We start from the raw sequence: 20,168 nt of genomic DNA on the forward strand, positions 1-20,168 counted from the left end.
CGATCGTTTTCACTACTCCACGCTGTCGACGCGCGTATAAACGGAATATCGCTTAACACAGCAAGGTGTCCGCTGAGCGAACGTGACAGTCCGTCATTCATGACGACTGTCCGTTTGATGCCTGTCTGAGTATGTCTCTTATGTCCGATTTTCGAAACTTACCGACCGTTCATGTGACCTAATTGAGATCGCTAGTGGTCACTTTCGTGTCCGTGCGTGACGGATAGTGGGTGCAGTCAGGCTCGGGTCAAGGGTTAACGCGCAGGGGTGCGCGCCGAAACCACGAGCGCGGACGGCACAACGGAAGCGGCGTCAGCCGACCGTGGTGCTCTCCTCGTTGGAAAGTCGATTTCAGGAGGCATCCCCCATGCGCGGTGCAACCCAGACCAAGTGGATCGTCGCGGCGACCGCTATCGCCCTCGCGGCGACCGCTTGCAGCACCAGCTCGAAGAGCAGTGACAAGGCCTCTTCCGGCGGCGGCACCATCGCCGTCCAGCTCGGCGAGCCGCAGCACGGTCTGGTTCCCCAGAACACCGCGGAGTCCGAGGGTGCCGAGGTTCTCGGTGCCGTCTTCGCCGGCCTGGTCGAGTACGACAACAAGACCAACGAGCCGAAGCTGCGCGTCGCCGAGTCGATCGAGAGCGCCGACAGCAAGCTCTGGACGATCAAGCTGAAGGACGGCTACACCTTCCACAACGGTGAGAAGGTGACCGCCCAGTCGTTCGTCGACGCCTGGAACTGGGGCGCCAACCAGGACAACGCGGCCGAGGGCCTGCCGTTCTTCGCCAAGATCGAGGGCTCCGAGGACCTGGCCCCGGGCAAGGACAAGAAGCCGACCACCGACAAGCTCAAGGGCCTGACGGTCGTCGACGACAAGACCTTCACGGTCTCCCTGACGCAGCCGTTCTCCCAGTTCAAGACCATGCTGGGCTACAACGCGTTCTACCCGCTGCCCAAGGCGTTCTTCACCGACCCGAAGACGTTCGCCGACAAGCCGATCGGCAACGGCCCGTTCGAGATGGACGGCGCCTGGGAGCACAACAAGCAGATCAAGGTCAAGCGCTACGAGAACTTCCCTGCCTCGGACGGCAAGGCGAAGCTCCAGGGCGTCACCTTCAAGATCTACGACAACCTGGACACCGCGTACAACGACCTGCGCGCCGACAACATCCAGGCCACCGACAAGCTGCCGATCTCGGCCCTGTCGAGCGTCAAGGGCGAGTTCGGCGACCGCTACATCTACAAGCCGGAGTCCGGCGTCGGCTACATCGGCTTCCCGATCGCCACCAACCCGGCCACCTACGGCAAGCCGGAGATCCGCAAGGCGATCTCGATGGCGATCGACCGCGAGGCGATCACCAAGACGATCTTCTCGGGCACCCGCGTCCCGGCCGACGACTTCATCAACCCGCTGATCCCGGGTTACCGCAAGGGCGCCATGGGCGACGCGGCGAAGTACGACCCGGCCAAGGCCAAGGCGCTCTTCGACCAGGCCGGCGGTGTTCCCGGCAACACCATCGAGCTGGGCTACAACGCCGACGGTGGCCACAAGGAGTGGATCGAGGCCGTCGCGAACCAGCTGAAGAAGAACCTGGGCATCGAGGTCACCACCAAGCCGTTCGAGAAGTTCGGCAAGATCCTCGACGCGCTGGGCGAGAAGCAGTACTCGGGCGCCTTCCGCATGGCGTGGTCGATGGACTACCCGTCGATCGAGAACTACCTCCGTCCGATCTTCTCCAAGGTCGCGATCGAGAACGGCTCGAACTACGGCGGCTACGTCAACGACAAGTTCGAGGACCTGCTGAACCAGGCCGACCAGGCGAAGACCCAGGACGAGGGCCAGAAGCTGTACCAGCAGGCCGACGACATCCTGGTGCAGGACCTGCCGTACATCCCGGTGTACACCTACATGTCCTCCGCCGCGTACAGCAAGAAGATCAAGAACTTCGACACCGACGCCCAGGGCCGTATGAACCTGGACGAGGTCGAGCTCGCCGGCTGATCCGGTAGTCAGACGAACGGGGGCGGGCGGACCGGACTACAGTCCCGGTCCTCCCGCCTCCCTTCCTTGCTTGAAAGTGTGGAGGTCTGATGGGCCGCTATGTCATCCGCCGACTGATACAGGCAATCCCTGTGCTGATCGGTGCGACGTTCCTGATCTACTGGCTGGTGTTCTTCCTGCCCGGCGACCCGGTGCAGGCGCTGGCCGGTGAGAAGCGGGCCGACCCGCTCGTGGCGGAGATGATCCGCCAGAAGTACCACCTGAACGACCCCTTCCTGCTGCAGTACTGGAACTACATCTCAGGGGTCTTCAAGGGGGACCTCGGCGAGAGCCTGACCGGTCGCTCCGTTGCCGACATGATCAGCGAGGCGTTCCCGTACACCGTCAACCTCGCCCTGGTCGCCTTCATCATCGAAGCGGTCATGGGTGTGCTGGCGGGTGTCATGGCGGCCCTGCGCAAGGGCAAGTTCATCGACCAGCTGGTGCTCATCAGCACCCTGTTCGTGATTTCCATCCCGGTCTTCGTCACCGGCTTCGTGCTCCAGCTGGTGCTGGGCGTGAAGCTCAAGAACGACTACGGCATCGACTTCTTCCCGGTCTCCTTCAACGAGGAGGACGGACTGCGGGCCTACCTGCTGCCGGCCTTCGTGCTGGCGTCGACTTCGCTCGCGTACGTCGCCCGACTGACCCGCACCAGCCTGATGGAGACGATGCGCGCGGACTACGTCCGCACCGCGGTCGCCAAGGGTCTGAAGCGCCGTCGGGTGATCGGCCGCCACGCCCTGCGCAACGCGCTGATCCCGATCGTCACCTTCCTCGGTGCCGACCTCGGCGGTCTGATGGGTGGCGCGGTCATCACCGAGAAGATCTTCAACATGCACGGCATCGGTGGCCTGCTGGCCCAGTCCGTGTACCAGAAGCAGGGCACGGTCATCGTGGGTGTGGTCACCCTGCTGGTGATGATCTACCTGATCACCACCCTGCTCGTGGACCTGCTGTACGCCGTGCTCGACCCGAGGATCCGCTATGAGTGACACCATCACCGTGGGCAGCGAGGCGCCCGAGGACAAGACCCCGAAGGCCGCGCCGGAGAAGAAGCAGAAGCCCGAGCGCGTCGCCAGCCTCTGGACCGACGCGCTGCGCGACCTGCGCCGCAACCCGGTCTTCATCATCGGCGCGGTGCTCGTCTCCGCCCTGCTGGTGATCGCGGCCGTCCCGCAGCTGTTCACCGACGGCAGCCCGCTCGCGGGCGGCGCGTGCGACCTGGCCAACTCCCTGAAGCGCCCGAGCGCCGAGCACTGGTTCGGCTTCGACGTGCAGGGCTGTGACGTCTACACCCGCACCGTCTGGGGCGCCCGCAACTCGATCATCGTCGGTGTGCTCACCACCACCGTGGTGACCCTGATCGGCTCCCTGCTCGGCCTGCTGGCCGGCTGGGTCGGCGGCATCACCGACAGCATCCTGTCGCGCTTCACCGAGATCTTCTTCTCCATCCCGCTGCTGCTCGGCGGCATGCTGATCATGTCGATGCTCGGCAAGGGCAACGCCTACACCGTCTCCGTCGTGATGGCCGCACTCGGCTGGCCGCAGATCTTCCGCATCATGCGTGCGTCGGTCATCTCGAACAAGCACAACGACTACGTGATGGCGGCCAAGGCGCTCGGCGCCGGCAGCTTCCGGATCACCTTCCGGCACATCCTGCCGAACGCCATCGCGCCGGTGATCGTGGTCTCCGCGATCAGCCTGGGTGTGTACATCGGTGCCGAGGCCGCCCTGTCCTACCTGGGCATCGGTGTCCAGTCCCCGGAGATCTCCTGGGGCCTGATGATCAGCGACGCCCAGCCCCGCTTCCTGACCGCCCCGCACGTGCTGCTCTTCCCGTCCGCGGTGCTGAGCGTCACGGTGCTGGCGTTCATCATGCTCGGCGACGCGGTGCGCGACGCCCTCGACCCGAAGCTCCGCTGAGAGAAGAGGTGACGACCCGATGACCACCGTGATCGAGAAGAACCAGAAGAGCGGCCGCCTCGAAATCGGCACCCCGCTGCTGGAGGTCCGTGACCTCCACGTGGAGTTCCACACCCGGGACGGCGTCGCCAAGGCCGTGAACGGCGTCAACTACTCCGTTTCCGCCGGTGAGACCCTGGCGGTGCTGGGTGAGTCCGGCTCCGGCAAGTCGGTGACCGCCCAGACCATCATGGGCATCCTGGACATGCCGCCCGGCAAGATCAGCCAGGGCCAGATCCTCTTCCGCGGCGAGGACATGCTCGCCATGAAGGAGGAGCAGCGCCGGCTGATCCGCGGCCAGAAGATCGCGATGATCTTCCAGGACGCGCTCTCCTCGCTGAACCCCGTGATGACCGTGGGCGACCAGCTCGGCGAGATGTTCCGGGTGCACAAGGGCATGTCCAAGAAGGACGCCCGGGCCAAGGCCGTCGAGCTGATGGAGCGGGTGCGCATCCCCGCCGCCAAGCAGCGCGTCGGTGACTACCCGCACCAGTTCTCCGGCGGCATGCGCCAGCGCATCATGATCGCGATGGCGCTCTCCATGGAGCCCGACCTGATCATCGCCGACGAGCCCACCACCGCCCTGGACGTCACCGTCCAGGCCCAGGTGATGGACCTCCTCGCGGAGCTGCAGGCCGAGTACAACATGGGCCTGATCCTGATCACCCACGACCTCGGCGTGGTCGCCGATGTCGCGGACAAGATCGCCGTGATGTACGCCGGCCGGATCGTCGAGACCGCCCCGGTCCACGACCTGTACGCCAACCCCGCGCACCCGTACACCAAGGGCCTGCTCCGCTCCATCCCGCGCCTGGACCAGAAGGGCCAGGAGCTGTACGCGATCAAGGGCCTGCCCCCGAACCTGCTGAAGGTCCCGGCCGGCTGCGCGTTCAACCCCCGCTGTGACGTCGCCACCGACCGGTGCCGCACGGAGATCCCGAAGCTGCACCAGGTGACCGACAAGGACGGCACGGAGCTCACCGGCCGCCGCAGCGCGTGCCACCTCTGGAAGGAGACCCTCCATGGCTGAGCCCATCCTGGAGGTCAAGGACCTGGTCAAGCACTACCCGCTGACCCAGGGCATCCTCTTCAAGAAGCAGGTCGGCGCGGTCAAGGCGGTCGACGGCATCTCCTTCGACCTGATGAAGGGCGAGACGCTCGGCATCGTCGGCGAGTCCGGCTGTGGCAAGTCCACGCTGGCCAAGGTGCTGATGAACCTGGAGCGGGCCACCTCCGGCCAGGTGCTGTTCAAGGGCGAGGACATCTCCAAGCTGTCCGGCTCCGCCCTGAAGGCGGTCCGCCGGAACATCCAGATGGTGTTCCAGGACCCGTACACCTCGCTCAACCCGCGCATGACGGTCGGCGACATCATCGGCGAGCCCTTCGAGATCCACCCCGAGGTGGCTCCCAAGGGCGACCGCCGCAAGGCCGTCCAGGACCTGCTGGACGTCGTCGGCCTGAACCCGGAGTACATCAACCGGTACCCGCACCAGTTCTCCGGCGGCCAGCGCCAGCGCATCGGCATCGCCCGCGGCCTCGCGCTCAAGCCCGAGATCATCATCTGCGACGAGCCGGTCTCCGCCCTGGACGTCTCCGTCCAGGCGCAGGTGATCAACCTGCTGGACCAGCTGCAGAGCGAGTTCGAGCTCTCGTACATGTTCATCGCGCACGACCTCTCGATCGTCCGGCACATCTCCGACCGCGTCGGCGTGATGTACCTCGGCAAGATGGTCGAGATCGGCACGGACGAGGCGATCTACGAGAACGCCACGCACCCGTACACCCAGGCGCTGCTCTCCGCGGTGCCGGTGCCGGACCCGACGGCGCGCGAGTCCCGGGACCGGATCATCCTGACCGGCGACATCCCCTCGCCGGCCAACCCGCCGTCCGGCTGCCGGTTCCGCACCCGCTGCTGGAAGGCGGAGGAGCGCTGCGCCACCGAGGTCCCGCTGCTGGCGGTGCCCAGCACGCTCAGCGGTGCGGCGGCCCACGAGTCGGCCTGCCACTTCGCCGAGGTCCGGGAGACGGCCGCCGCCGTCTGATCCCCGAGGCGTTCCCCGGAAGGGCCCGCGGCTGTCGAAGCCGCGGGCCCTTCCGGCGTTTCGCGCTCCTGCGGCGGCGTCAACCCCGGGCGGGGTCCGCTGCACCCGTCCGGGGGTACCTGGCTCGCGCCGCCGGGCCACCGCGCTTCTCATGGGGTGTGATGCGACACACACCTTGAGGAGGGACCTCCATGCCCGCAGCCACTCGCGCTCGATGGGTCCTCGCCGCTGCGACATCTGTGGCCCTGGTGGCCAGTGGGTGCAGCAGTAGCGGCGGAGGCAGTAGTTCGTCGGACAGCGGCAAGACCTTCAGCTACCAGAGCAGTGAGCCGCAGAACCCCTTGCAGCCCGCGAACGCGAACGAGACCGGCGGCGGCCGCATCCTGCAGAACCTGTTCAAGGGGCTGGTGGACTACGACCCCAGCAACGCGAAGATCCGGATGCAGGTCGCGGACTCGATCGAGACCAGCGACTCGCAGACCTTCAACGTCACCCTGAAGACCGGCTGGACGTTCCACGACGGCACCCCGGTCACCTCGAAGAACTTCGTCGACGCCTGGAACTGGGGCGCGACCACCAGCAACAACCAGATCAACAGCTCCTGGTTCTCGGACATCGAGGGCTACCAGGACGTCCACCCGGCCAGCGGCCAGCCGACCGCCACCGCGATGTCCGGCCTGACCGTCGTGGACGACACGCACTTCACCATCAAGCTGCACACCAAGGTCTCGTACTTCGAGTACAAGCTGGGCTACATCGCCTTCTCCCCGCTGCCGACCGCCTTCTTCAGCGACCCGACCGGGTTCGGGCAGAAGCCGGTGGGCAACGGCGCCTACCAGTTCGTCAGCTGGAGCCACAACCAGCAGGTGGTGACCAAGGCGTACCCGAACTACCAGGGCGTGGACAAGCCGAAGAACGGCGGCATCGTCTTCAAGATGTACAACACGTCCGAGGCCGCCTACGCGGACCTGCAGTCCAACAACCTCGACGTGATGGACCAGGTGCCGCCGTCCGCGCTGGCGACGTACAAGAGCGACCTGGGAGACCGGGCGATCGACTCGCCGCAGGGCGCGATCCAGAACATCGGCTTCACGCTCTACCAGCCGGACTGGGCCGGCCCGGACAAGGCGAAGGTCCGTCAGGGGCTGTCGATGGCGATCGACCGCGACACCATCACGAAGACCGTGCTGCAGGGCTCGCGCAAGCCGGCCTCCGCGTGGGTCGCCGAGGGCGTCGAGGGCTACAAGGCCGGCCAGTGCGGCGACAACTGCACCTTCGACGCCACCAAGGCCAAGCAGCTGATCGCCGAGGGCGGCGGCGTCCCCGGCAACAAGCTGACGATCACCTACAACGCCGACGGCGGCCACAAGGAGTGGGTCGACGCGGTCTGCAACTCGATCCGGCAGAGCACCGGCGTGGACTGCGTGGGTGACCCGAAGCCCGACTTCAAGACCGCCCGCGCGGCGATCACCGGGCACCAGATCAACGGCGCCTTCCGCACCGGCTGGGTGCAGGACTACCCGCTGAACGCCAACTTCATGGCCGACGTCTACCGCACCGGCGCCGCGTCCAACGACTTCGGCTACAGCAGCCCGCAGTTCGACCAGCTGGCCACCGAGGCGGACCAGGCGGCCAGCGTGGCGGACACCGTGACGGGCTACCAGAAGGCGGAGACGGTGCTGGCGAACGACATGCCGGCCATCCCGCTCTGGTACTACCGCACCAACTCGGGCTACTCGGCGAACGTCCAGAACGTGAAGTTCGACTCCTTCGGCAACCCGGCCTGGACCCAGGTCGAGGTCAAGGGCTGATCCAGCCCCTCGCGCCGGCCCCGCCCTCCCCGCACGGAGGGCGGGGCCCGGGCACTCGACCCCCACGCGGCCCTGCGCACCCGGTCACGGGCCGACCAGTCACCTAGGAAGGAGGCTCGGATGGGAAGTTATGTGCTGCGGCGGGTGCTGCAGATGATCCCGGTGTTCTTCGGCTCCACATTCCTGATCTTCCTGATGGTCTACACGCTGCCCGGGGACCCGGTCGCGGCGCTCTTCGGGGACAAGGCCGCGGACCCGGCGGTGGTGGCCAATCTGAAGCACAAGTACTACCTCGACCAGCCGCTGTGGAAGCAGTACCTGCACTACATGGGGAACCTCTTCCAGGGCGACTTCGGGACGAGCTTCACCGGCCGGTCGGTCACCGACATCATGGCGGACGCCTTCCCGGTCACCATCCGGCTGGCGCTGATGGCCTTCGCCTTCGAGCTGATCGTCGGGCTGGCGCTCGGCCTGGTCTCCGGCCTCAGGCGCGGCAGCGTCCAGGACACCCTGGTGCTGGTCCTGACCCTGGTGGTGATCTCGATCCCGGTGTTCGTGCTGGCCTACATCGCCCAGACGATCTTCGCGACCAACCTGGGCTGGGTCACCCCGACCGTGCAGGACTCCAAGGACCTCTCCCAGCTGATCCTGCCCGCGATCGTGCTGGGATCGCTCTCCCTCGCCTACGTCGCCCGGCTCACCCGGACCTCGATCGGGGAGAACCTGCGGGCGGACTACATGCGCACGGCGGTCGCCAAGGGCCTGCCCCGGCGCACCGTCATCACCCGCCACCTGCTCCGCAACTCGCTGATCCCGGTGGTCACCTTCCTCGGGACCGACCTGGGCGCGCTGATGGGCGGTGCGATCGTCACGGAGGGCATCTTCAACGTCCAGGGCATCGGCAACGTGCTGTACCGGGCGATCAACCAGAAGGAGGGCCCCACCGTGGTCGGCATCGTGACCGTCCTGGTGATCGTCTACCTGGTCGCCTCCCTGATCGTCGACCTGCTCTACGCGGTCCTGGACCCGAGGATCCGTTATGCCTGACCTGCATGACGAGGGCGAGTTCAAGCCGCACGCGGCCCCGGGCCTCGACCACCTGGACTACGCCGGCGAGCAGGGCATGGCGGTCGAGCAGGAGACCCTGGTCGAGGGCGATCCGGCCAAGCGGGAGGAGGCCCGCAGCCTGTGGGGCGATGCCTGGCGGGACCTGCGGCGCCGGCCGATCTTCCTGATCTCGGCGGTCCTGATCCTCCTGCTGGTCGTGATGGCGATCTTCCCCTGGGCCTTCACCGACGCCGATCCGCGCAAGGCCGACCTGGTCAACGACTACCTCAAGCGCCCGGACTGGTCGGACTTCTTCGGCGCCGGCTGGTTCGGCTACGACGGCCAGGGCCGGTCCATCTACGCCCGGGTGGTCTACGGGGCCCGCGCCTCGATCACCGTCGGCATCTTCGTGACCCTGGGGGTCACCCTGCTCGGCGGGCTGACCGGGATGGTGGCCGGGTACTTCGGCGGCGCGGTGGACGCCGTGATCTCCCGCGTCGTCGACATCTTCTTCGGTATCCCGCTGCTGCTCGGCGCGCTGGTCCTGCTGGGCGCGTTCTCCGCCCGCACGGTGTGGAGCGTGGTCATCGCCCTCGCGGTGCTCGGCTGGACGCAGATCGCGCGCGTCATGCGCGGGGCCGTCCTGACCGTCAAACAGTCCGACTACGTGGTGGCCGGCCGGGCGCTCGGCGCGAGCACCGGGCGGTTGATGTTCCGGCACATCCTGCCGAACGCGATCGCGCCGGTGATCGTCGTCGCCACGATCGCGCTGGGCGGCTACATCGCGACCGAGGCCACGCTGAGCTTCCTCGGCATCGGCCTGCAGGATCCGACCATCTCCTGGGGCATCGACATCGCCTCCGCCCAGAAGGTCATCCGGACGGCCCCGTACGTGCTGTTCTTCCCGGCCGTGGCGCTCTCGATCACGGTGCTGGCCTTCATCATGCTGGGTGACGCGGTGCGCGACGCCCTCGACCCGAAGCTTCGCTGAGCGAGGGGACTCATCGTGACCACAGCTGTCGACACCGGCAAGCCCCAGCGGGAGACGCCCTACGAGGGGCCGCTGCTGGACGTCCGGGACCTGCACGTGGAGTTCGTCACCCGGGACGGCGTGGCGAAGGCGGTCAACGGGGTCAACTACAGCGTCCGGGCGGGGGAGACCCTGGCGGTGCTGGGGGAGTCCGGTTCGGGCAAGTCGGTGACCGCGCAGGCGATCATGGGCATCCTGGACATGCCCCCGGCCCGCATCCCGCAGGGCGAGATCCGCTTCCGGGGCCGGGACATGTTGACGATGGGCAAGGAGGAGCGCCGGAAGATCCGCGGCCAGAAGATCGCGATGATCTTCCAGGACGCGCTCTCCTCGCTGAACCCGGTGCTGAGCGTGGGCTTCCAGCTCGGCGAGATGTTCCGGGCCCACCACGGGGCATCGCGCAAGGAGGCCAAGGCCAAGGCCGTCGAGCTGATGGACCGGGTGCGCATCCCGGCGGCGAAGGAACGGGTCAACGACTATCCGCACCAGTTCTCCGGCGGCATGCGCCAGCGCATCATGATCGCGATGGCGCTGGCCCTGGAGCCGGACCTGATCATCGCGGACGAGCCGACCACCGCCCTGGACGTGACCGTGCAGGCGCAGGTGATGGACCTGCTGGCCGAGCTGCAGGCCGAGTTCCACATGGGGCTGATCCTGATCACCCACGACCTCGGCGTGGTCGCCGACGTCGCGGACAAGATCGCCGTGATGTACGCGGGCCGGATCGTCGAGACCGCCCCGGTGCACGAGCTGTACGCGCGGCCGGCCCACCCCTACACCAAGGGCCTGCTGGACTCGATCCCGCGGCTGGACCAGAAGGGCCAGGAGCTCTACGCGATCAAGGGGCTGCCGCCCAACCTGCTGCGGATCCCGCCGGGTTGCGCGTTCAACCCGCGCTGCCCGCGCGCCCAGGACATCTGCCGGGCCGAGGTGCCCGAGCTCTTCCAGGTCACCGCGGACGACGGCAGCGAGCTGGCCGGGCGGGGCAGTGCCTGCTTCTTCTGGAAGGAGACCCTCCATGGCTAGCCCGCTCGGGCCCGCGGTGCCCAAGGAGGAGGCGTTCGCGCAGGCCGTGCGGCCCGGCGAACCGATCCTCGAAGTCCGGGACCTGGTCAAGCACTTCCCGCTGACGAGGGGCGTCGTCTTCAAGAAGCAGGTCGGCGCCGTGAAAGCGGTCGACGGGGTCAGCTTCGACCTGATGCAGGGGGAGACGCTCGGAATCGTGGGGGAGTCCGGCTGCGGCAAGTCCACGCTGGCCAAGGTGCTGATGAACCTGGAGCCGGCCACCGGCGGATCGGTGCGCTACAAGGGGGAGGAGATCTCCCGGCTCTCCGGCTCCGCCCTGAAGGCGGTGCGGCGCAACATCCAGATGGTGTTCCAGGACCCGTACACCTCGCTCAACCCGCGGATGACGGTCGGTGACATCATCGGCGAGCCGTACGAGATCCACTCCGAGGTGGCGCCGAAGGGCGACCGGCGCCGGGCCGTCCAGGACCTGCTGGACGTGGTGGGTCTGAACCCGGAGTACATCAACCGGTACCCGCACCAGTTCTCCGGCGGTCAGCGCCAGCGCATCGGCATCGCCCGGGGGCTGGCGCTCAAGCCGGAGGTGATCATCTGTGACGAGCCGGTCTCGGCGCTGGACGTCTCCGTCCAGGCGCAGGTGATCAACCTGCTGGAGCAGCTGCAGGGCGAGTTCAACCTCTCGTACATGTTCATCGCGCACGACCTCTCGATCGTCCGGCACATCTCCGACCGGGTCGGCGTGATGTACCTGGGCAAGATGGTGGAGATCGGCTCCGACCGGGAGATCTACGACCACGCGACGCATCCGTACACCCAGGCACTGCTCTCCGCGGTGCCGGTGCCGGACCCGACGGCGCGCGAGTCCCGGGACCGGATCGTGCTCGTCGGGGACGTGCCGTCGCCGGCCAACCCGCCGTCCGGCTGCCGGTTCCGCACCCGCTGCTGGAAGGCGCGGGACAGGTGCGCCGTGGAGGTGCCGCTGCTGGCCGCCCCGGCCTGGCTGGACGGGCACGCCCGGCACGACTCGGCCTGCCACTTCGCGGCGGAGCGCGGGGGCCCGGACGGCGGGGAGGGCGCGGCGGGCACGCCGGAGCCCCCACCCGAATCCAGTTGACACAGTTGTCCTGACCACGCACCAAGGGCGCGTCCTCCCTCCGGAGGGCGCGCCCTTGCGTTGTCCTGCGGAAACGCCGGAATTCCCGGCCCGAAAATGATCATTACGCTCCGTAAAGCATCGAATACCGGACCTTATTGTTCGTTATCCGGAAACCGGAACGCGGCATTCCAGGTTCGATATGCCGGAATTTGGCGAGCATTGTCATGACTTGGTCTGAGCATGTAATTGAAAAGAGATGTGAGGCGGATTCCGCCGGAGGGGTCGGGTGATCGATAGTTGCTCTGCGCGTATCAGTGGTCACCTCGCCAACTGTGCGGATCGGCCCTGAGATGTCGACCCTTGCCATGCCCGGCACACCGACTGGCGAGGCGCCGTTCGTTCGTAAGCCCCTAAATCGAGAGGCACTTGAATGAGGCTCACCAAGACCATGCGTTGGACCGCGCTCGCGGCGTGCACCGCACTCGCGATCTCCGCCTGCAGCACCGGCGGCGACAAGAAGTCCTCCAGCGAGGCGAGCGGCGCCGGGTCGGGCAAGAAGGGTGGCTCGATCAGCGTCGAGCTGGGTGAGCCGCAGCACGGGCTGGTGCCCCAGAACACCTCCGAGTCCGAGGGTGCCGAGGTGCTCAACGCGATCTTCGCGGGCCTGGTCGACTACGACATCAAGGACAACTCGCCCAAGCTCCGGGTCGCCGAGTCGATCGAGAGCCAGGACGCCACCACCTGGACGATCAAGCTGAAGGACGGCTACACCTTCCACAACGGCGAGAAGGTGACCGCCCAGTCCTTCGTCGACGCCTGGAACTACGGCGCCAACCAGGACAACGCGCAGGAGGCCCTGCCGTTCTTCGACAAGATCCTCGGCTCCGACGAGCTGGCCCCCGGCAAGGACAAGAAGCCCACCGCCGACAAGCTCAAGGGCCTCGCGGTCGTCGACGACAAGACCTTCACCGTCACCCTCAAGGCGCCGTTCTCGCAGTTCAAGACGATGCTCGGCTACAACGCGTTCTTCCCGCTCCCGAAGGCGTTCTTCACCGACCCGAAGGCCTTCGAGGACGCGCCGATCGGCAACGGCGCGTTCCAGATCGACGGGAAGTGGGAGCACAACAAGCAGATCAAGGTGAAGCGCTTCGAGAACTTCCCGGCGTCCGACGGAAAGGCCAAGCTGGATTCCGTCACGTTCAAGATTTACGACAAGCTGGACACCGCGTACAACGATCTGCGAGCGGACAACATCCAGATCACCGACAAGCTGCCGATCTCGGCGATGGCGACCGTCGCCCAGGAGTTCGGCGACCGCTACATCTACAAGCCGGATTCCGGCGTCGGTTACCTCGGATTCCCGATCTCGACGAATCCGGCATTCGCCAGTCCGGACCTCCGCAAGGCGATCTCGATGGCGATAGACCGGGAATCGATCACCAAGACCATCTTCTCGGGCACCCGCAAGCCCGCCGACGACTTCATCAACCCGATCATTCCCGGGTACCGCCAGGGCGCGCTCGGCGACGCCGCGAAGTACGACCCCGCGAAGGCCAAGGCGCTCTTCGCCCAGGCCGGCGGCCTGCCCGGCAACACGCTGGAGATCGGCTACAACGCCGACGGCGGCCACAAGGAGTGGATCGAGGCCGTCGGCAACCAGCTCAAGGCGAACCTCGGGATCGAGGTCACCTTCAAGCCGTTCGAGAAGTTCGGCGCGATCCTCACCGCGCTGGGCGAGCACAAGTACTCCGGCGCCTTCCGGATGGCCTGGTCGATGGACTACCCGTCGATCGAGAACTACCTGCGGCCGATCTTCTCCAAGGTCGCCATCGACAACGGGTCCAACTACGGCGGCTACGTCAACGAGGAGTTCGAGGCCCTGCTGTCCAAGGCGGACGCGGCCAAGACCGACGCCGAGGGCATCAAGCTCTACCAGCAGGCCGACGACATCCTGGTCAAGGACCTGCCGTACATCCCGGTCTACACCTACATGTCCTCCGCGGCGTACACCAAGACCGTCAAGAACGTGAACGTCAACGCCCAGGGACAGATGGACCTGGCCAACGTCGAACTGGCCTGACCGACATCCAGCTGACCGGCACGCCGGGACGGGTGGCGCGGGCAACCCCCGTGCCGCCCGTCCCGGGCGTGCCCCGAACCACGAGGAGGCCGCATGGGCCGCTATGTGGTCCGCCGGATCATCCAGGCCATACCTGTGATCCTCGGCGCGACGTTCCTGATCTACGCACTGGTCTTCCTGCTGCCTGGCGACCCCATCACGGCACTGGCCGGTGAGAAACGGCAGGACCCTGCCGTCGTCGCGGTCCTGCGGGACCGCTACCACCTGGACGACCCGTTCTTCATCCAGTACTGGGACTACCTGGTCGGCCTGTTCAAGGGCGACTTCGGGGAGGACTACCGCGGCAACGAGGTCGTGGACGTCATGAAGACGGCGTTCCCGTACACCATCAACCTGGCGGTGACCGCGCTGGTCATCGAGATGGTGGTGGGTGTCACCGCAGGTGTGATCGCCGCCCTGCGCCGCGGCAAGTTCATCGACAACGTGGTGCTGATCTCGACCCTGATGGTCATCTCGATCCCGGTCTTCGTGATCGGCTTCGTGCTGCAACTGGTGCTCGGGGTGAAGCTCAACACCGATTACGGCATCGACTTCTTCCCGGTCTCGTTCAACGAGGACGCCGGCTTCCGGTCCTATCTGCTACCGGCCTACGTCCTCGCCTCCACCTCGCTGGCGTACATCGCGCGGCTCACCCGGACCAGCCTGATCGAGGTGATGCGGGCGGACTACGTCCGCACGGCGGTCGCCAAGGGCCTCAGCCCGCTGCGGGTGGTCGTCCGGCACGGCCTGCGCAACGCGCTGATCCCGATCGTCACCTTCCTGGGCATGGACCTCGGCGGGCTGATGGGCGGCGCGGTCATCACCGAGGGCATCTTCAACATCCCCGGAGTCGGACACCAGCTCTTCCAGTCCGTCTACCTGCGCGAACGCACCATCGTGGTGGGCATCGTGAGCGCCCTGGTGCTCGTCTACCTGTTCGCCAACCTGGTGGTCGACCTGCTGTACGCCGTTCTGGACCCGAGGATCCGCTATGAGTGAGCCGACGAAGAGCGAGGACACCAAGGTGGCGATCCCCGAGCAGCCCGGCTCCGCGGCGCCCGGGACCGCGGTGCTCACCAAGGACGCCGAGGCCGGCCGGACCGGCAACGAGCGGGTGGCCAGCCTCTGGACCGACGCCTGGTACGACCTGCGGCGCAATCCGCTGTTCCTGATCGGCGGGTTCCTGGCGCTGTTCATGGTGGCGCTCGCCGTCGCCCCGAGCCTGTTCACCGACGGGGACCCGACCTCGGCGGGCTTCTGCAACCTGTCCGACTCGCTGAAGCGGCCCAGCGCCGACCACTGGTTCGGCTTCGACGTCCAGGGCTGCGACATCTACACCCGCACCGTCTGGGGCGCCCGCAACTCGATCATCGTCGGCATCCTGACCACCTCGCTGGTGGTCGCCGTCGGCGGCACGCTGGGCCTCTGGGCAGGCTGGATCGGCGGGATCTGGGACAGCCTGCTCTCCCGGGTCACCGAGATCTTCTTCGCCATCCCGCTGCTGCTCGGCGGCATGCTGATCATGTCCACCTGGGGCAAGGGCAACGCCTGGACCGTCTCCGCGGTGATGGCCGTCCTCGGCTGGCCGCAGATCTACCGGCTGATGCGCTCGGCGGTGCTCTCCAACAAGCACAACGACTACGTGGTCGCGGCCAAGGCGCTCGGCGCCGGCACCGGGCGGATCGTCTCCCGGCACATCCTGCCGAACGCGGTCGCCCCGGTGATCGTGGTCTCGACCATCAACCTGGGCGTCTACATCGGTGCCGAGGCCGCGCTCTCGTACCTCGGCATCGGCATCCAGTCCCCGGCGATCTCCTGGGGCCTGATGATCAGCGACGCGCAGTCCCGCTTCCTGACCGCGCCGCACGTGCTGCTCTTCCCGGCCGCGGTGCTGAGCATCACCGTGCTGGCGTTCATCATGCTCGGCGACGCGGTACGCGACGCCCTCGACCCGAAGCTGCGCTGAGGAGGGCCGCGGACGATGAGTGACACGACGAAGCTGTCGAAGCAGTCGAAGGACGGCACCCCGCGCCGGGACGCCGTGGAGGTGATCGGCGGCGGCCGGGAGAACCTGGTGCCCGGAACGCCGCTCCTGGAGGTCGACGACCTGCACATCGAGTTCCACACCCGGGACGGCGTGGCCAAGGCCGTCAACGGCGTGAGCTACTCGGTGTCGGCCGGGGAGACCCTGGCGGTGCTGGGGGAGTCCGGCTCGGGCAAGTCGGTGACCGCGCAGGCGATCATGGGCATCCTGGACATGCCCCCGGGGAAGATCACCGCCGGCTCGATCCGGTTCCGGGGCGAGGACCTGCTCACCATGAGCCCCAAGGCCCGGCGGGCGGTCCGCGGCCGGAAGATCGCGATGATCTTCCAGGACGCGCTCTCCTCGCTGAACCCGGTGCTGAGCGTGGGCTACCAGCTGGGCGAGATGTTCCGGGTGCACCAGGGGGCCTCCCGCAAGGAGGCCAAGGAGCGGGCCGTCGAGCTGATGGAGCGGGTGCGCATCCCCGCCGCCAGGCAGCGCGTCGGCGACTACCCGCACCAGTTCTCCGGCGGCATGCGCCAGCGCATCATGATCGCGATGGCGCTGGCCCTGGAACCGGACCTGATCATCGCGGACGAGCCGACCACCGCCCTGGACGTCACGGTCCAGGCCCAGGTGATGGACCTGCTGGCCGAGCTGCAGGCCGAGTTCAACATGGGCCTGATCCTGATCACCCACGACCTCGGCGTGGTCGCCGACGTCGCGGACAAGATCGCCGTGATGTACGCGGGCCGGATCGTCGAGACCGCCCCCGTGCACGAGCTGTACGCGCGGCCGGCCCACCCCTACACCAAGGGCCTGCTCCGGTCGATTCCCCGGCTGGACCAGAAGGGCCAGAACCTCTACGCCATCCAGGGCCTGCCGCCGAGCCTGCTGCGGATCCCCGAGGGCTGCGCGTTCAACCCGCGCTGCGACCGGGCGGCGGACCGCTGCCGCAGCGAACTCCCGCGGCTGGTGCCGGTGCTGGACTCCGACGGGGCCGATCTGCCGGGCCGCCGCAGCGCCTGCCACTTCTGGAAGGAGACCCTCCATGGCTGAGCCCATCCTGGAGGTCAGGGACCTGGTCAAGTACTACCCGCTGACCCAGGGCATCGTCTTCAAGAAGCAGGTCGGCGCGGTGAAGGCGGTCGACGGCATCTCCTTCGAGCTGATGAAGGGCGAGACGCTCGGCATCGTCGGCGAGTCCGGCTGCGGCAAGTCCACGCTGGCCAAGGTGCTGATGAACCTGGAGCGTGCCACCTCCGGCCAGGTGCTGTTCAAGGGCCAGGACATCACCCGGCTCTCCGGCGCCGGGCTGAAGGCGGTGCGGCGCAACATCCAGATGGTGTTCCAGGACCCGTACACCTCGCTCAACCCGCGGATGACGGTCGGTGACATCATCGGCGAGCCCTTCGAGATCCACCCGGAGGTTGCGCCGAAGGGCGACCGGCGCCGGGCCGTCCAGGACCTGCTGGACGTGGTGGGTCTGAACCCGGAGTACATCAACCGGTACCCGCACCAGTTCTCCGGCGGTCAGCGCCAGCGCATCGGCATCGCCCGGGGGCTGGCGCTCAAGCCGGAGTTGATCATCTGCGACGAGCCGGTCTCCGCCCTGGACGTCTCCGTCCAGGCGCAGGTGATCAACCTGCTGGAGCAGCTGCAGAGCGAGTTCGAGCTCTCGTACATGTTCATCGCGCACGACCTCTCGATCGTCCGGCACATCTCCGACCGCGTCGGCGTGATGTACCTCGGCAAGATGGTCGAGATCGGCACGGAGGACGAGATCTACTCGCACCCGACCCACCCGTACACCCAGGCGCTGCTCTCCGCGGTGCCGGTGCCGGACCCGACCGGGCGGGAGCAGCGCGAGCGCATCCTGCTCACCGGCGACCTGCCGTCGCCGGCCAACCCGCCGTCCGGCTGCCGGTTCCGCACCCGCTGCTGGAAGGCGGAGGAGCGCTGCGCCACCGAGGTCCCGCTGCTGGCGGTGCCCGGCACGCTCAGCGGTCCGGCGGCGCACGACTCGGCGTGCCACTTCGCCGAGGTCCGGGACGTGATCGGCGCGGGCTGAACCGGTCGGCGGGCCGGGCCCCGGGGCGTGCTCCCCGGGGCCCGGCCCGCCCGGCCGTTCACCGCTGGAAGGCGACGTCCTCCCAGACGATGTCGGACAGGCCCTGCGCGCCGATGTTGGCCAGGTCGGCGCGGGCGCCGTACAGCTGCGGGCGCTGGTAGAGCGGCAGCACCCCGGCCACCTTCCACAGCTCGCCGTCGGCCTGGTTGATGGCCTCGAAGGCGGTGGCCGCGTCGGTCGCGGCGGCGGCCCGGTCGAGGGCGGCGTCGGCGGTGGCACTACCGGCCAGGGAGTGGTTCGTGCCGCCGTTCTGGACGAAGTTGGCCCGGTTGCCGCTGGCGGGGAAGGGCGTGCCGAGCAGCGAGTAGGCGGCGATGTCGAAGTCGTGGCGGTTGACGTACTTGTCGAAGTACTCGTTGGCGGCGGCGGTCACCGTGGTGACCTTGACGCCGACGTCCTTGAGCATCCGGGTGGTCACGGCGGCCTCGTTCTGGGCCTGGGTGACCCCGGCCGGGATCACCATCCGCAGGTTGAGCTCCCGGCCGTCCTTCTTGCGGACGTCGCCGTCGAGCTTCCAGCCCGCCGCGTCCAGCTTGCGGACGGCGTCGGCCGGGTCGAACCGGCTCAGGCCGAGCGAGTTGTCCCGGTAGGCGTTCTGGTTGGCCACCAGCAGGTGGTTGTTGAGGGTGACGGTGGGCCAGTCCAGGCCGCTGAGGTCGGAGCGGGTGATGGCGTCCCGGTTGATCGCCTGGAACAGGGCCTGCCGGACGGCCGGGTCGGTCAGCAGGGGGCTGTGGCTGTTCAGCGTGAACTGGCGGAAGTCGGGCCCGCCGGCGCGGCGCACGGCGGCGCCCTTGGTGCTCCTGATGAGCTGGTAGCCGGCCACGTCGGGGCCGTTGTTGAAGAAGTCGATCTCACCCTTGGCGAAGGCGGCGGCCATCGTGTTGGGCACCATGGCACGGAAGACGATCCGGTCCAGCAGCGGCTTCTCGCCCCACCACCCGGGGTCGGCGACCAGGGTGACCGTCTGCGCGGCCCGGTCCAGCTTCTCCACCTTGAACGGGCCCGCGGTGACCGGTATCGCGTCCAGGTAGGCGGAGTTGAACAGGTCCGCGGTGGCGATCCGGCTCGCGGGCAGTAGCGGGGCGTTGGCGGCGCCGTTGAACATCGACTGCCACTCGGAGAACGGCTTGTCGAAGGTCATCACGGCCTGGAAGTCGTCCCGGCCCCGCTCGACCGACGAGACCAGCTCGAAACCGGTGCTGCTGGAGGCCTTGAAGGCGGGGTCCTTCCCGTTCAGGGCGTGCCAGTTGGCCGCGATGTCGCGCCAGGTGAGCGGGGTGCCGTCGGACCACCTCGCCTTCGGGTTGAGCGTCCAGGTGACGACCTGGTGGCCGTCCCGGAGCTCGGACCGGGCGTCCTGGAGGTAGGCCGGGTTGATGCTCTGGGTGCCGGCCGCGTCGGAGCGGAAGAAGGTCGGCAGCAGCGGCTTGGTGACGGTGACCGTGGAGGACTCGCTGCCGTCGGTGTGGATCGGCGACCACTGGGTGGAGTACTGCGCGACCGCGACCCGCAGGGTGCCGCCCGGGCGGAGCTCGGCACGGTCGTGCGGATTGATGTCGACCGCGGTGAGCTTGGGCGATTCGAGCGGGGTCGGGGCGTCCTGGGCGCCGCCGGTGCCGGAGCCGCAGGCGCAGAGGGTCAGCGAGAGCGAGACGGCGGTGAGGCCGGCGAGCAGGGCCGTGCGGTGCGAGGTGAGGCGGCCCATGATGCTGCTCCCGGTGCGGATGTGAAGGACGTGACGGAGGGTACGGCGTCACATCTTGATGACCGGGGTGGTGAGTTGTCGAGGGGCGGGCCCGGATCCGGGCCCGCCCCTCGGTCGTTCGTCCACTCG

At 67.6% G+C, this 20,168-nt stretch carries 16 protein-coding genes; 15 read left to right on the forward strand and 1 reads right to left on the reverse strand.

The window, feature by feature from the left end:
• The first annotated feature begins 367 nt into the window (after positions 1–367).
• The 15 genes from ACZ34W_RS05155 to ACZ34W_RS05225 all read left to right on the forward strand — a co-directional run bounded on the left by ACZ34W_RS05155 (position 368) and on the right by ACZ34W_RS05225 (position 18,271).
• Positions 368–2,002, forward strand: a complete 1,635-nt coding sequence (locus ACZ34W_RS05155) for a peptide ABC transporter substrate-binding protein (RefSeq protein WP_329489437.1) — start codon at positions 368–370, stop codon at positions 2,000–2,002.
• An 89-nt stretch (positions 2,003–2,091) separates the two neighbouring features.
• Positions 2,092–3,036, forward strand: coding sequence for an ABC transporter permease (locus tag ACZ34W_RS05160; protein WP_465601943.1), 945 nt, complete (start codon positions 2,092–2,094; stop codon positions 3,034–3,036).
• Positions 3,029–3,967 carry an ABC transporter permease gene (locus ACZ34W_RS05165; RefSeq protein WP_465601945.1) on the forward strand — a complete coding sequence of 313 codons (939 nt, stop codon included), beginning with the start codon at positions 3,029–3,031 and terminating at the stop codon, positions 3,965–3,967. The genes ACZ34W_RS05160 and ACZ34W_RS05165 overlap by 8 nt, the downstream gene beginning before the upstream one ends.
• Before the next feature lie 19 nt (positions 3,968–3,986).
• Positions 3,987–5,036, forward strand: coding sequence for an ABC transporter ATP-binding protein (locus tag ACZ34W_RS05170; RefSeq protein WP_465601947.1), 1,050 nt, complete (start codon positions 3,987–3,989; stop codon positions 5,034–5,036).
• Positions 5,029–6,048, forward strand: coding sequence for an ABC transporter ATP-binding protein (locus ACZ34W_RS05175; RefSeq protein ID WP_329489441.1), 1,020 nt, complete (start codon positions 5,029–5,031; stop codon positions 6,046–6,048). Before ACZ34W_RS05170 ends, ACZ34W_RS05175 begins: the two co-directional genes overlap by 8 nt.
• A gap of 191 nt (positions 6,049–6,239) precedes the next feature.
• The gene (locus ACZ34W_RS05180) at positions 6,240–7,859 is read left to right on the forward strand and encodes a peptide ABC transporter substrate-binding protein (protein ID WP_329489442.1); all 1,620 of its coding nucleotides are present in this window, start codon (positions 6,240–6,242) and stop codon (positions 7,857–7,859) included.
• A gap of 120 nt (positions 7,860–7,979) precedes the next feature.
• Positions 7,980–8,906: an ABC transporter permease gene (locus tag ACZ34W_RS05185; protein WP_329489443.1), complete on the forward strand. Its 927-nt coding sequence runs from the start codon at positions 7,980–7,982 to the stop codon at positions 8,904–8,906.
• A 76-nt stretch (positions 8,907–8,982) separates the two neighbouring features.
• On the forward strand, positions 8,983–9,897 hold the full coding sequence (locus ACZ34W_RS05190; RefSeq protein WP_329492231.1) for an ABC transporter permease: 915 nt from the start codon (positions 8,983–8,985) through the stop codon (positions 9,895–9,897).
• A 15-nt stretch (positions 9,898–9,912) separates the two neighbouring features.
• Positions 9,913–10,962 (forward strand): ABC transporter ATP-binding protein, encoded by a 1,050-nt coding sequence (locus tag ACZ34W_RS05195; protein WP_465601950.1) that lies wholly within the window; start codon positions 9,913–9,915, stop codon positions 10,960–10,962.
• On the forward strand, positions 10,955–12,076 hold the full coding sequence (locus ACZ34W_RS05200; protein ID WP_329489445.1) for an ABC transporter ATP-binding protein: 1,122 nt from the start codon (positions 10,955–10,957) through the stop codon (positions 12,074–12,076). The genes ACZ34W_RS05195 and ACZ34W_RS05200 overlap by 8 nt, the downstream gene beginning before the upstream one ends.
• A gap of 412 nt (positions 12,077–12,488) precedes the next feature.
• Positions 12,489–14,138 (forward strand): peptide ABC transporter substrate-binding protein, encoded by a 1,650-nt coding sequence (locus ACZ34W_RS05205; RefSeq protein WP_465601953.1) that lies wholly within the window; start codon positions 12,489–12,491, stop codon positions 14,136–14,138.
• 93 nt (positions 14,139–14,231) lie between these two features.
• The gene (locus ACZ34W_RS05210) at positions 14,232–15,176 is read left to right on the forward strand and encodes an ABC transporter permease (protein ID WP_329489447.1); all 945 of its coding nucleotides are present in this window, start codon (positions 14,232–14,234) and stop codon (positions 15,174–15,176) included.
• The gene (locus ACZ34W_RS05215) at positions 15,169–16,143 is read left to right on the forward strand and encodes an ABC transporter permease (protein WP_329489448.1); all 975 of its coding nucleotides are present in this window, start codon (positions 15,169–15,171) and stop codon (positions 16,141–16,143) included. Before ACZ34W_RS05210 ends, ACZ34W_RS05215 begins: the two co-directional genes overlap by 8 nt.
• A gap of 15 nt (positions 16,144–16,158) precedes the next feature.
• Entirely contained in the window at positions 16,159–17,259 is a 1,101-nt protein-coding gene (locus tag ACZ34W_RS05220; RefSeq protein ID WP_465601956.1) for an ABC transporter ATP-binding protein, read from the forward strand.
• A complete protein-coding gene (locus ACZ34W_RS05225; RefSeq protein WP_465601958.1) occupies positions 17,252–18,271 on the forward strand; it encodes an ABC transporter ATP-binding protein in 1,020 nt (339 codons plus the stop codon). Before ACZ34W_RS05220 ends, ACZ34W_RS05225 begins: the two co-directional genes overlap by 8 nt.
• A gap of 58 nt (positions 18,272–18,329) precedes the next feature.
• Here ACZ34W_RS05225 and ACZ34W_RS05230 read toward each other — a convergent pair whose 3' ends face one another.
• Positions 18,330–20,039, reverse strand: coding sequence for an ABC transporter family substrate-binding protein (locus ACZ34W_RS05230; protein WP_465601960.1), 1,710 nt, complete (start codon positions 20,037–20,039; stop codon positions 18,330–18,332).
• Between the last annotated feature and the right edge of the window lie 129 nt (positions 20,040–20,168).

The organism is Kitasatospora sp. NPDC022856 (assembly GCF_055561235.1).